At 55.1% G+C, this 12963-nt stretch carries 11 protein-coding genes and 5 pseudogenes; 7 read left to right on the forward strand and 9 right to left on the reverse strand.

Features of this window, described 5'->3' with window-relative positions; genetic code table 11:
• The first annotated feature begins 214 nt into the window (after positions 1 to 214).
• Both ACODNH_RS21650 and ACODNH_RS21655 read left to right on the forward strand, forming a co-directional pair.
• Positions 215 to 475, forward strand: a complete 261-nt coding sequence (locus tag ACODNH_RS21650) for a hypothetical protein (protein ID WP_434531740.1) — start codon at positions 215 to 217, stop codon at positions 473 to 475.
• 600 nt (positions 476 to 1075) lie between these two features.
• Positions 1076 to 1321 carry a UPF0175 family protein gene (locus tag ACODNH_RS21655; protein ID WP_434531587.1) on the forward strand — a complete coding sequence of 82 codons (246 nt, stop codon included), beginning with the start codon at positions 1076 to 1078 and terminating at the stop codon, positions 1319 to 1321.
• A gap of 22 nt (positions 1322 to 1343) precedes the next feature.
• On the opposite strand, the gene ACODNH_RS21660 is transcribed toward ACODNH_RS21655, so the two are convergent.
• The 3 genes and pseudogenes from ACODNH_RS21660 to ACODNH_RS21670 form a co-directional block, all read right to left on the reverse strand.
• Complete coding sequence (locus ACODNH_RS21660) at positions 1344 to 1586, reverse strand: hypothetical protein (protein WP_434531588.1); 243 nt, start codon at positions 1584 to 1586, stop codon at positions 1344 to 1346.
• A 1176-nt stretch (positions 1587 to 2762) separates the two neighbouring features.
• Positions 2763 to 3584: pseudogene (locus ACODNH_RS21665) on the reverse strand (hypothetical protein).
• A gap of 51 nt (positions 3585 to 3635) precedes the next feature.
• A pseudogene (locus ACODNH_RS21670) lies at positions 3636 to 3932 on the reverse strand (hypothetical protein).
• 843 nt (positions 3933 to 4775) lie between these two features.
• On the opposite strand from ACODNH_RS21670, the gene ACODNH_RS21675 reads away from it, so the two are divergent.
• The 3 genes from ACODNH_RS21675 to ACODNH_RS21685 all read left to right on the forward strand — a co-directional run bounded on the left by ACODNH_RS21675 (position 4776) and on the right by ACODNH_RS21685 (position 6545).
• The gene (locus tag ACODNH_RS21675; protein WP_434531589.1) at positions 4776 to 4925 is read left to right on the forward strand and encodes a ParA family protein; all 150 of its coding nucleotides are present in this window, start codon (positions 4776 to 4778) and stop codon (positions 4923 to 4925) included.
• Positions 4922 to 5137: a hypothetical protein gene (locus ACODNH_RS21680; RefSeq protein ID WP_434531590.1), complete on the forward strand. Its 216-nt coding sequence runs from the start codon at positions 4922 to 4924 to the stop codon at positions 5135 to 5137. Before ACODNH_RS21675 ends, ACODNH_RS21680 begins: the two co-directional genes overlap by 4 nt.
• Before the next feature lie 166 nt (positions 5138 to 5303).
• Positions 5304 to 6545, forward strand: a complete 1242-nt coding sequence (locus tag ACODNH_RS21685) for an inorganic phosphate transporter (RefSeq protein WP_434531591.1) — start codon at positions 5304 to 5306, stop codon at positions 6543 to 6545.
• Positions 6546 to 6863: 318 nt separating this feature from the next.
• Here ACODNH_RS21685 and ACODNH_RS21690 read toward each other — a convergent pair whose 3' ends face one another.
• The 3 genes and pseudogenes from ACODNH_RS21690 to ACODNH_RS21700 form a co-directional block, all read right to left on the reverse strand.
• Positions 6864 to 7436, reverse strand: coding sequence for a DoxX family membrane protein (locus tag ACODNH_RS21690; RefSeq protein WP_434531592.1), 573 nt, complete (start codon positions 7434 to 7436; stop codon positions 6864 to 6866).
• Between the two features lie 195 nt (positions 7437 to 7631).
• Positions 7632 to 8091: pseudogene (locus ACODNH_RS21695) on the reverse strand (inorganic phosphate transporter); the annotation flags it as partial.
• A gap of 833 nt (positions 8092 to 8924) precedes the next feature.
• Complete coding sequence (locus ACODNH_RS21700) at positions 8925 to 9407, reverse strand: hypothetical protein (RefSeq protein WP_434531593.1); 483 nt, start codon at positions 9405 to 9407, stop codon at positions 8925 to 8927.
• 498 nt (positions 9408 to 9905) lie between these two features.
• Between ACODNH_RS21700 and ACODNH_RS21705 the strand changes: the two genes are divergently transcribed.
• A complete protein-coding gene (locus tag ACODNH_RS21705) occupies positions 9906 to 10403 on the forward strand; it encodes a hypothetical protein (RefSeq protein WP_434531594.1) in 498 nt (165 codons plus the stop codon).
• 49 nt (positions 10404 to 10452) lie between these two features.
• Here the strand turns inward: ACODNH_RS21705 and ACODNH_RS21710 are convergent, their stop codons facing one another.
• From ACODNH_RS21710 to ACODNH_RS21720, 3 genes and pseudogenes are all read right to left on the reverse strand, one after another.
• On the reverse strand, positions 10453 to 11013 hold the full coding sequence (locus ACODNH_RS21710; RefSeq protein ID WP_434531595.1) for a hypothetical protein: 561 nt from the start codon (positions 11011 to 11013) through the stop codon (positions 10453 to 10455).
• A 293-nt stretch (positions 11014 to 11306) separates the two neighbouring features.
• Entirely contained in the window at positions 11307 to 11741 is a 435-nt protein-coding gene (locus ACODNH_RS21715) for a PQQ-binding-like beta-propeller repeat protein (protein ID WP_434531741.1), read from the reverse strand.
• 15 nt (positions 11742 to 11756) lie between these two features.
• Positions 11757 to 12656 (reverse strand): annotated as a pseudogene (locus tag ACODNH_RS21720) (PQQ-binding-like beta-propeller repeat protein); the annotation flags it as partial.
• A 15-nt stretch (positions 12657 to 12671) separates the two neighbouring features.
• Between ACODNH_RS21720 and ACODNH_RS21725 the strand changes: the two are divergent.
• Positions 12672 to 12962, forward strand: a pseudogene (locus ACODNH_RS21725) (transposase); the annotation flags it as partial.
• Position 12963: the final 1 nt, after the last annotated feature.

The following is a 12963-nucleotide window of genomic DNA, read 5'->3' on the forward strand; positions in this document are numbered from 1 at the left end:
GACAGCCATGTCTGGGCTGGCTTCAGCAACAACCATAGCGGACGCAGGCACAACGATTTCGCGCGTCTATCTCGGATTCTTGCTGTCACTTACCTTGCCGCTCCCGAGCCCGTTCATGAATATGTCCGCTAACAACGCCCCTTAGTAGTGTCAGACACAAAACTGTCTAGACCAAGCGGAGCGCTGATGTCTTTTGCTGAGATAAGAGGAGGTAATAACCGAGTTCCGGGTCCGGAAACCCGATGGCTGGAAAACCGTCTCGTTTCCTGACACAGTCGACTCGATCTCGGTTGCTGGTGGCCAAGTCGACGGCCAGCTGTGTCTGACCCTCACCGGCGAGTGGGAGGACGGCCCCCGCATCGTCGAAACTGGTATCCTCGACGTCAACGAAAGCGATGAGCATCTGCTGGAGAATACAGTGCCCCGGACAGAGGATGGGACGAGTGTTGTTCTAGACCGACTACTGCCGGAGTAACAGCTGCTGTGGTACAGTTTCCTTATTCATTGAGGGTGAGAAATGTCTGCTCAATAAGACTGCAAATGTATCGAAGATATATTGTCACTGGGATTACCACTCTTTATAACGGGTATGCAACGCCTGTATATCTATAACGCCGCATTCGTGATAGTCGGTGCCTCACTGGGAGGCCCAGCAGTGCGCTCAATTATTGCTGGAGACTGGAGTATCTCAATATTGCTTATGACTATTGGTGGGTGTGGACTGGTTCTTGGCGCTGTGTATCAGTCGCTTCGAACCGACCCTGATGATTTTACTGTTTCTACCTAGTATGCTGGCTCTGAATATCGGTGCTGCCTGTCTGGCTCTTTTCGGGACGCTTCTCTCTACAGCTTCCGGTTGGTAACCTCACTGTACTGACCACTGGTCGTCATACTTGCCAGCAGTCCGTGGTGTTGTAGCACTCAGTTGTGTACGTTCAAAACGAGTAGTATCGTCCCTAAATTGCCCTCTCAACTGACAATACAGTAGCTGTGGATCGCACAGACGGAACTACACTTCTTCCTATTCAGATAGAGCGGCCAAACGCTCAATAATCGGGTTATCCAACAGACGAGTATGGCTACTATCGAAATTGACGAGGAGGTGTATGAGGCACTCCAAATTCCGGAAGGGAGAACGGCCGCAGGCATGAAACAAGAGTTGGCTGTCTCGCTGTACGCACGTGATGTCCTTTCGTTCGGGAAAGCGCGTGCATTGGCAGAACTATCCCACCGAGAGTTCCAAGCATTACTCGGAGACCGCGAAATCCCACGTCATTACACCGACACTGAACTTGCCGAAGATCTTGACTATGCCGAATAACGAGCTTGTAGTCTCGGACGCATCACCGCTGCTGAATCTTGCACTTATCCATCAACCCACGCTCCTCAAATCGCAGTTTTCGAACATAACTATCCCACGTCAGGTTTGGAACGAACTCACTGACGGAGAGGCAGGTGTTGACGCGCTGAAGTCGGTTTGCAGTCCCTTCGGCTTGGACTGTGAGTTCTGGAAACTGCGCGTCGGTGGATTCGGTTATTGAGTCCTGTTCTCTGGTCTGACCGCTTTTGCTGGTCTTCGATGCCATGGTTTGTCAGGGCGATCTCATTGGATGCCCCTCACCCGACTGGGGTAAAAAAATGGGTCCCATGCCTGTGATACCAATCGTTGAATCTAGTTTTTTCACCTGCGAAAGCGAGTGAACCAGGTGCAAGGTAGACCAGCTTTCTGAGCACTAGTAGCCGACTTTCGGCCAAATTCGGCTATCCAATCTGTACGGACTTCTCTCGAATACATTGCTTATCTTGATAGAGAGCTATCACAATCATCTTTACTGGTAGCTAATTTGTGCTGATATGGTCAACCGCCCTCAAGATTCACTCCCTGCGGTAACACTGGTCGTTGTCATCCTCTTGGCTGGCTGTGCTGGGGTGCCTAGCACAGGTCAACAGGCCCCGACACCCGAATCGACGGTGGAGACCTTTTCTTATCCACCAGGGTGGTCTCAAGAGGGAATAACAGCCTCAAACGTCTCTACTGCACTGCAAACGCACTCTGCGACAGTGAAGAATACCTCTCGCAAAAGCCGGTTGGTTACTATCAGCGGAGGCACGAACCGCACGATAGTGCGAACGCTCGATGCCGATGCTGGCACCGCCGAAATACAGTTTGTCGATACGAGGTTCGATACGGACTCACACACATATTATACCGCTAATGGTGTGTACAAGTATGATCGGATAACAGGTGAACTGGACCTGCGTCCCGGCGAGGATTGGGAACGAGACCGTGTCGCCTCGCACGAGGGACTTCGACGGCCCTTGCTGAGTCTCGAAGTAAACGCGACAGAGGCTGTCATCGTTGAGGGGACGACAGCTGTCAGATACACTGTGACTGGTATCAGAAACCCTGACTTTGTCCCATCCAATACCGCAACCGGGCACATCATTGTTGCCGAGGAAGGATACATCGCAGAATTCAACATCACGAGAGGGAACAATAAGTTCACTCGGCAAACAATATATGACGTTTCCGAGTTCGGAAACGCGACGGTACCCGGCCGGCGTGGATGCCCGAGAAGTAGCTTCAGTGGCACTGTTGAACTCTATTGGTCAGACGCTGTTCTCGGTGAAAGTGACGCTCAGAGAGTCTGCGAACCGACCTTTTCCTGCCTCGGGTGTGTGTTTGATTCGCTCGCGTTCAGGATACCGCACTCACTCCGCTCGTGTGGATACTCACTGCACCACCTGTCCGCTGGAGCAACCTACACTTCGAGTCGCTTCAGTTGCTCAACCTCGAAAGTCAACAAATGGGATCGAAGACGGGCATAGGCCCCGCCGCCGTCAGTCGTCACACAGTACCGATTCGGCCTTGCCTCACGAGGATTGCCGTCGTTCTCTTTCCAGTCCTCCAACGTAAACTCAAGCGTCTTCAACTCGCCGTCAGCACTCTCGAAGACAGCTGCAACCGACGGTGTTCCGTGATTGTCGGCGACGTAGGCCACCTTGACAGCGTCGTGGTCGGCGTCAAGTTTCGTCCAGCCATCGAGTTCGTCCGGCGGGTCCTCAGCAAACTGCTCGATCTCACGCCGGGTCAGTTCGGCCTCTGCTGCGTCCCGCCACGCCTGTCTGATATCCTCCGCTTGGGATCGCTCAATTTCCGGGTGTCGCTGTCGATACACTCTCTGGCCCACGCAAGCACTGTCTTAGCCTTCTTGTACCTCTCCTCGGGTTCGCCGTTTAGCTGCCCGAAGTTCATCTCCTTGGGAGACATCAAGAGAACGTGAGTGCGCCAGTAGCCGGAGTCAGCGTCGGACTCTTCACCGGCATCGGGAGCCCACGATTCCATCGAGGTCCTGACTTCCTCGTGATGACCGAAGCCAGTTCGGACGCCGCCGGCGCGCAGGATTCGTTCCGCGAGGTCAAATGGTTCGCTCGCGCTCGTCAGCAGGCGCTTCGTCTGGACGGTCAACGTCAGCATAGAATGGCAAGCCGACGTTGTCGATAATCGTCTCTTTGTAGTTTGGACTGAGCGGCGGTTCCTCGACGAAGATCGGGTCGAACGGTGGTTCGGCTGTAGGCAACATATTGGAAAGCCTCCAGCCAGTGAGGCGGCACAAAATCGCTCTGAGGCGGCGTTAGATCGAGAGGTACTGGTCGGCAGTGTCGCCGTGGTTCGCTTCTAGGGCTTCCCAGTCAGCCATTGAATCATACTCTGGACGGATCTCACCGTCCAAGAGCATATCCTCAACGAAGGCTTGGACTTGTTCGTCGACGGGCGCGGCCTGCATGTCGCGCTCCTAGACGATGAACTGGATGCCACAGAGCGTACGTCCATCTGTTGCAAGCTGCTAGAGCAAGAGCTTTCGGTTCTGATAGGTTGCGAGTTCGGCCAGTAATGCATCGTCGTTACCGCCTTCTGCTGAGTTAGACACCTCTTAGAACCTCCAGCTGAGAGAGTGACAAAAACTGTAACGTGGGTTAACCAATAAACAAGATAGATACAACTGATTGTTGGTTAGCAATTTCATAGACATGGCCAACGGCATTGTGTCACTCGGCTTTGTGGAATTGGCCATTGACTTCGTAGAGCCAGCCCCCTGTTTAGAAGACGATCTACCGCGTATACTGCATCGGCTTGCTTCTCACTATGCTCGTCCTCAGTCAGAAGGAACTCATGCGCTTCAGCTCTGGAGAGTTCATCAGTGCCTGAAGCGTACGCTCTCTCGAGTGTTTGGTAGGCACTTTGGATCCAGTCTGGGAGAGGGGTTGGTCTGTATGTTCCATAGCCCAGCTATACATTACAATTGAGAGACAGCAACTTTACTTACCCGAGGGGTTGGGTCAAAGACTTGGCTTTCGTGATCAAGAATTCTTGGCCACTAAATATTGATTCGCGGTGTCATCACACTCTTGTAGCTAATCTCGTAGTGATGCTTTGGAAGCACAAGCACCGCTAAACTAGTCTTTCTATCGCATAACGGTTCTCTGCTACCCTGCTGTTCCTATGATACATCTTATAAGAAATCAAGTGCCGGGTGTCGATATAGGACCGCTATCGGTTAGTGTCAGCTACTCACCCTAACCCGGTGGGATGTCTTGTGAAGTTGACGCGCTTCCTCCTTTCCCCTAATGGGGGAAGCTTTCTCACTGTTGCCACTGTAATAGGTACCTCATCCACTCCAGCTTGCGTTCCCACACCAGCCACCCCATCTACCTAAGCCACCTTAGATGGCTAAGCGGCAATAGCTAAGTCACCTAAGGCAGCTCAGGCAGTCATGGGTGATGAGTCAACCCCTCGCGCAGTCAGTGTCGGCGTCCTCAAGGGCGGCTTCGGGAAGACTACGACCGCAATCAATCTTGATCGCAAACTTGCACATCGGAACGAGCGCGATTACTGGTTGACCTTGATGACAATGGCCACATGACGCTCATCCTCGGTCACGACGATGCATACCGGGGCGAGCGCTGGAACACCAACCACGCCGCTGATGCCCTGCTTGACGGCGCGGACCCGCATGACTATATGACAAACGTCAGCGATGGGCTCGATTTGTTCCGGGGAAGCCTTCTACTCCGTCTCGAAGCCTGTTGCTTGGATGCTACTCCCGGTGGAGACTCGTCTATTAGAGTAAATTGACACTTTCTGTACTCAGAACGTGCAGAGTTACGAGGCGGGTGATCGGACTCGTTAAGCATAGCACTGCGGATGAACGCTTGGAACTCGGACCAAGTGATACCATCGAGACACCACCGCAGAAGAACGTCGGGGATTATTTGAAAGCCCGGACTCGTTGACCCACACAATGGTGTCACTGCTAACCGTCGCCGGCATCGCTGTCGCCGTGTTCGTCGGCTTCAACATCGGCGGCTCGTCGACAGGCGTGGCGTTCGGGCCGGCGGTGGGCTCACGCCTCGTTCGAAAGGCGACTGCGGGAGTTCTGTTCGTCGGCTTTGGCTTCCTCGGGGCATGGACCGTAGGGCGCAACGTCATCGCAACAATGAGCAGCAGTATCGTGCCGGCAGCCCAGTTCACGCCCATTGCAAGCGTCGGGGTTCTGTTTTTTACGGGCGCGTCGCTGTTGATATCGAATCTCTACGGCGTTCCCGCCTCCACATCGATGACGGCTGTCGGTGCCATTGTGGGGTTGGGTCTCGCCTCGGGCACGCTCAATCAGGCGCTGATGTTCGTCATCGTCTCGGCGTGGATCGTCGCTCCACTGGTGAGCCTCGCCATCGGGCTCGTGGTCGGGCGCTACGTCTACCCGTATCTCGACCGCTACGTCGCGTTTACGAAGTTCGATCTCCACTTCGTCCAGATTGACCGATCAGGGACAATTCCACGCCCATATCTGAACCAGAACGCGTCGCCACAGGACGTTGTCGGGTCACTTTCGGTGGTCCTCATCGGCTGTTATATGGCGTTCTCGGCGGGCGCGTCGAACGCAGCGAACGCCGTTGCGCCCCTCGTCGGGGAAGGTGGCGCCCTTACCGTCGACCAAGGAGTCCTGCTCGCGGTGGTAGCTTTCGGACTGGGGAGTTTCACCATCGCTCGGCGTACACTAGAGACGGTCGGAGACGACATCACGGAACTCCCGATCCTTGCGTCGCTGATCGTCTCTGTCGTTGGTGGGACGGTCATCACGATCCTCTCATACTTGGGAATCCCTGCGAGTCTCGCGGTCAGCACTACCTCTGCGATTATCGGGCTTGGCTGGGGGCGGGCGAGTCGGGCTGCAACGCTTTCCGAATTAGCCACCCCGACGCCCGAACAGTCGGAGCTCGATGTCGCCACAGGGGCGCTGGTTACGTCACGCGCCGAGGAGGCGCCTGCGAGTCCGACCATCGGAGACATCGCCCGACACGAAGAGCCCGCGGAGGGGTCAGAGGTCCCGGATGTTCCGGATATCGGTGCAGAGGGGCCGGCCGATCTCGACGAGCGGAGCCTCTTCGACCCAGCGGCAGCCAAGCGGATCGTCACGATGTGGGTCCTGACACCCTCGCTGGCAGTTGCCGTTTCCTACCCAGTGTTCGCAGTGCTGCTGTGAGCGGTGGTCAAACGCTAAACGGGCGGTGATACACACCCGGATTGGTCGATCGCGAGCGAAGCCGGGCCAGAATGCAAAAAGGCCGAAGCTCACCGGATGCGATAACTCAGACGAAAGACTCGGCACGAAAAGACCACGCGGAATACTGCATGAAGAGCTTGTATTTGCAACAGCTGGTAGTACCCCTCCAAACTACTCGATGCCGTATCTGTAGTGGCTGTGCTCGCGGTGCGAAGTGTCACTCTCTAGGCGGTACAAAAAGCGAGATGGATACTGAAATCGCCTTTTTTGCTTGTGAATGGCCCGGTACCCTCCGGGTCAGCCCAGCAGGAGTTTGAGCCACTTGTTGTTCTGTACGAGCGACAAATCTTCGATGTAGCTGTCCAGGCCCAGGATGCGGCCCGAGCCGAACGCACCCAATCCGAACAGCAACACAGCATAGACCATGTGGTCGTCGACGACCCAGCCGTGGGCAACCGGAAGGCCAGCTAGCAGTCCGCCCTGTAACGCGGCGAGCCAGTAGAACAGCATCATCACTGCGCCCCAGAACGCGCTGAACCGAACGAACACGCCCAGCAAGAGGGCAAGGCCGGTCAAGGTCAGTCCGAGCATGTTCAACCAGTCAATAATCGGCATCCCCGCCATCGAGGCAAAAAAGCCGGTAAATGGGTTCCCTGCCGGCACTGCGTTCTGCAAGAACCCTGCCGCAGTCCAGTTGTTCGCGGGGTCGCCGTCGATGTACGTGACGAGTTTCGTGATTCCGCCCTGGAACAGCGTCCATCCCATCACGATACGCATGAAGAACAGGGAGTAACCGACCCACGTCTCCGAGTAATCGAACGTGACACTGCGCCCGAGCATCTCCGACTGTAGAGTCTGTTTGGTGCTCATACCCAAATGTTATATAATTGACTATATATTTGTTTGGGGATTTTTTAAATCCTATATTCCGGGATAAAATGTTATAGGGGTGCTGAAATGGCTTTTTTGTCCGGTTCGGTCGCTACCATCATTGTGCTGACTAAGTTGAAAACCAATCTACAGCGCTATCCAACCAAAACGGCTATTGACAGACATTGTTGGTTAGCCACGCGCGAGTCCGTAGGCAAGGACACTCTCAACGACGGGAATCGCAAACCAGAATCCGAGGATAACGACGTACTCGTCGACAGCGAATCCACACCGAGTGCGATGCCCGCGCCGATCATTGCTCCCGTGACGGTAAACGCCGATGGAATCGGATATCCGTAGGTGTTCCCGATCGTGATGAGCGTTGCCGCGGTGAGTAAGGCTGCTGCGGCGGCGAGCGGCGTGATCGTTACACCGGTCACGAGGTCTTCCCCGATGGTCTCGGAGATACTGCCTCCTTGGAGGATTGCTCCGAGCCCAGCCACGATTCCGACCAAGAGGGCCGCTCGAAGAACCGAGATGCGTTTGCTCCGACGGCGGGAGCAACGGGAGCCGAGTTACTGTTCGCCCCGACTGTGAACGACATGAACAGCGCCGCGAGCGGCGCAATCCCGAGAACGAGAATCACAGATGCCATGTATTCAGCGCTACCCACACTGTCGCTGGTAGTGAGCCAATCTTCTGCATAAGTAATGTGATTTATATCAATGCTATAGCCAGATGACGGCAACGTAGACGTTACGTCGCGACGTGTTTCTCGATTACAAAGGTTCAATATATCGACTGGCTTGCATTTCGATCGACACCGCTGTACGATTTGAGCTATTATCGAGCGGTTTTTCATTGACAACTCGGCCAAATAACGCATTGTAGCCCCGCTAAACCCCTTGTAGCCTCAACTCCCATACACGGACAGTAGTTGAGACTAGCCATCTCAATGCATATGGCATGAGCAGATCAGAGAGATCCCAAAGGGATTGGGGCGGATCAACTGTTCAGTAGGTGTGCCCTTTAATCGGCTACTCTGGGCGGAAGTTCGTACATGCGGATGCAAAACTGTGCAAATTCTGGACTACTGTGGGATCGAGGGTGACAAGCATGTCCGCTTGTGCTGTGGAAACACAGGAGAGACGATATCCTTGAAGCAGACGACTGACAGTGGAGGTCCTCTGCCGCTTCTATCACGGTATCTGAATGGGTGATATCTGCATATTCGCATGCGTCATCGATGATAAAGCGAAGTTCGTCATTCGAGTAGCTCTCAGCGATGTCCTCCCGCACGTACTCGACAGAGTAGGTATCGTCGAGGGTGTCATACAACGGCTCGCATACTCGTTCTGCTCTCCCCCGCCCGCTCAATACAGAGCGTGGGTCTAACACGACAAGGGTTGCACCATAGCGGTTCGTTCACGTTTGTTCAGCGAGACCGTAGCTTGCAGAACTCGAGGGGCGATGGTCATATAAGCCCCGTTAGGAGTCGCCGGGACGCTCCTCGGGATTTAAACATCCACCCCGGCCGTAGTCGCCTCGCTCACTCTCTGCGCTTCCGAGAATCGAATCGGTACAGTAGGGCCACAGTGAGGCGACGTACGTCGAGCCGTTGTGACGGAGGTATATTCCAGAGGGGAGAGTGCCGTCGTTCTGCAGGTCGCTACGTTCATAGAAGGGTAGCGGAGAGAGCGCCGCTTTGACCTCAGAAAACCCCGAACTGTCCAGGCGCTCGTCGGCAACCGAACGCTCCGCTGCACGGCTGAGAGTCGTTTGAATCGGCTCGACGGAGCGAAGTCGTTCATCACCTGACGGCGTCACCGTGGCCCCGTCTGGTGCATCTGCGCGAAGAATCTCTAGTAAGCCACCGTTGTCTCCCGGGTCAGCGAGACAGCCAGAGAACGCTGCGATGCTCGTCACACTACAAAGTCGGAGCATTCGACGGCGGGAGAGCGGGGAGTCCATACACGGACGAAACACTGGTTGAAATATATTTTTTCCGTCACAACTCTATCGAACTGACTGTTACATTCGCACGCTCAACTGTGTGGTCAATTCAGGCCACATTGTCTGAAATCAATGCCTTGTGGAGAGTTGTATGACACCCTGATCGTCAGTAAACTCGACAACGAGTCGGAGCGAACCGCCTTCTTTTTGTTTCAGAAATCGTGTGAACTGCGACTGTGGAGGCATAGAAACACATCACATTGATGAAAAAAGCTACTGCCAAGAACGAGCCGGTCCACTCAGTTGCTCCACTGTACTGATAGACTCACGAACTCCGTGGGAATCTTTCTATGACATGCCCACAATTCCCTATTCTGTGGTTCATACTTAGCGTGCACTGCTTGCTCCAGACTAGCTTTGCTTTGAATCCGGAACAACAGTTCGGTCACGGACAGTGGCTCTCGGATTAGACAATCGGAATCATATTCTGTTTCCTGCAGGAACAGAACCGCACGGATGGTCTCCCGTCGAACGATTGCGCTCCTCCTCGGATTGGCGCTCGTGAGTGGCTATGTCCTGTATGATACCGCCTCTGGGCCCTCCCAACCCACACTGACCGTCGAAAACAACGACACGACAGCGTATCAGGTGTCAGCTTACACTGTCGAGAGCAGAGAGGAAGCGATGTACATGAACTTCGAGGTTACAACCAGAGATGGCGAACACAGGCTCAAGACTCTCTCACAGTTAGTCTGGCCAGACAGCGATCGGAACGTGACGCTCGCTGACGATGGCATCCCCACGCAACAGACCACCGTCGCTCCCGGTGAGACGGTGACGACCACGATAGATGGGTGGACACGTGGAAACGTGACGGTGTATCTTGTCGAAAAGATCGACGATAACGAAACGCACGTCTCCACAAGAATCCGGACGTGTCCCAGAACAGGTCAGCAACACAGTTTGACCTTCGAGGAAGATGGAGGAATCGGTGGCTTCTCAACCTGTGCCTGAGTGCTGCGCTGGTAGCAATCCGCAACAGCGGGAGCACTTAGGAACGCAGCTACCGACTCCCGTTCAGGCGTGCATCTCTCGCTTCGAGCCGGCCGACTGGGGTCGACGCTGTGCGATGAAAGTCGGCTGAAAAGACGGTCCCAATCGCGATGGCGTGAATCGGTGCTACAACCGCTGTACTCAGAAACCCGCCGGCTACCGGCACGGTTGCGAGGCCCCAGTAGGCCAGACCGATGACGATGATGAGGCCGGCAAAAGTCATGCCGTGACCGCGTGATTGACAATAGCTCTTTGTGAGTGCCGTCACGAAGCCATTTCCGGTGACCAGCAACGCAGGAAACAGGAACAGACGAGTAAGGACGAACAGGGCAATCGCTAACAGCACCAGCCCGAGCAGGAGATTATTGATATCGACCGAGAAACCACCCAGCAGTTGCGGGATCGAGACGATCGCAACCAGTGCGATAAGATATCTACTCAGCCCAGAGAGGTGAGAATCTGTATCGAGCGCCCGTGAGATCGTCAGCCAGCCGGCGATTCCGACTGCGAGTGGAACGAGGACTTCGAGCCCGACAGCCCAGAAGAGATATTGTGTCTTGAGGTCGACCAATGCACCAACATGTCGACCCGTTCGTGCAGTACCCTGAGGAAGCACTGCATATTGGATACTGACCGATTGACTAAGTGCGTCGGTTGATGCTACCGGAATCGGATCGTGCTGGCGAAGCCAGTCCGCGAGTGCGACTAGCACACCAACGACGGCGAATGGGACAGCGAGCACCGGATCACGACGAATGCGTTCAAGCGCAGACTTGAGCACTCCCAGGGTGGACAGTCGAGTCGTCTGGGATTGGTCTCTGACCGGAGAATCTGTCTCTCTCCCGCCCCTTTCTTCTCCGGACATTATGCTTCCTCCAGTGCGAGAATCCGGCGACGATTGGCCAGATACAGGATGCCATCCCCGACAATCGGTGGCGAGAGGGGTACTTCTGAAGGCTGATACTCAAACTGCTTCGCACCTGTGGCGATGTCGAACGCCTCCAGCGCCCAGAGAGAGTCCACAGCGTAGACGCGATCATCAGCGACGACCGGCGTGGTCTTTCCGTTGAACGGTGCTGTCCACTGTGTCTCGCCGGTTGCCAGCGAGAGCGCGTGCAGTGACTCTCGCTCATCGGCAACGAAAATCATCCCGTTGGCTACTGCTGGCGTGCTGTCGACCGCATTCCCGTCGAGGTTACGTTTCCAGAGGAGCGAGCCATCAGACCGGGCATGCAACTGGACTGTCTCGCGTGTTGGGATGACGACGCCCTCGTCTGTCGCCACTGGTGGAAGGACCATTTGTTCACTAATCTCACGGTGCCAGTGTTGGTCACCAGTATCAGCACGATATGCAGTGGCTTGGTGCGGCCACGCAGTGACGAACACGATGCCGTCAGCCACTGCAGGTCTGTTGTAGGTCCCACTGACGGATTCGTCTTTGTGATGTGTTCGCCGCCACAGAACATCTCCATTGTTCGGATTCAGTGCTATAACCGAGTTCGTCTCGGGGATTGCCGTGTATATCGTCTCGTTTGCAGTTACCGGGGTTGTTGACTCGGCCGGCCCGAAGAACCCAGGCGCAGGTGATCGTGGTCCTGTCCATCGCTCGCCACCTGCTCTCACCTCGGTTAAAGGAACTTTTCGTCCGCCATTCGCGTTGAGCCCGTAAATGCCATCTGGCCCGGTTATCCCGAGTGTCTTAGTTTGATAGGTCGAGGCTGGAGCAATCGCTGGACTCGAGTGATAGGCTCCCTGAAAGCTGAATCGCCGCTTCCCAGTCTCGGTATCGAGTGCGAGCAGTCCATTACCACCGACATACAGCGTCTTCCCCAGCGGATCGGTTGGGTACTTCCCCGAAACCAGTTCGGTGCCCGGTGTGTCCACGCGACTGTCACGGTATCTTTTGGACCCGATACTGTGGGGTTGTACCCGGTTCCGGGAGGGTCGAATCGGCCCATCGGCCAGTCGTAGGGTGATTGGCTGTCTCTGTGTTCCGTCGTATTGAAACCGGTGAGGTCGGCTGACCCGGTAATTCCTAGGGCGGCTAATCCAAGAAACCGACGTCGTGAGGAGGGCATCTACTCGGTGGTTTGTCACAAACAAAATTATTGTTGTCGGTCTTCTCACCAGACTTCGCTGCGGCTGAGGCTGCAGGAGGTTTATTTCACCTTTGACGAGGAAGAGACACCATCCTCGATAAGCGAGCGGAGCCATTGCCCCGAGCAAAGTAAGGTAGGTCACGAGGACGAAATCATCGGCACGAAGGAGCAGACCGACGAGTACGCCTATCAGTGGGCCACTGTTCAACTGGTCGGCAATGCTGTCCCGATTGTGCTGGATGCTCGTCCTGTGCGAAGAGGTGAATCACGGGAAGAGATAGTGGAGGATTTGCTGGATTCAGCTCAAGACGCCGTTCACGTCGATAACGTACTGATGGATCGTGAGTTCGACAGCCAGCACATTCTGGAGATGCTCAGCCAACGAGGGCTTTCGTATGTCGTCCCGAAACGAATGCAGACCA

The organism is Haloarcula sp. NS06 (genome assembly GCF_051122755.1).
Lineage (GTDB): Archaea > Halobacteriota > Halobacteria > Halobacteriales > Haloarculaceae > Haloarcula.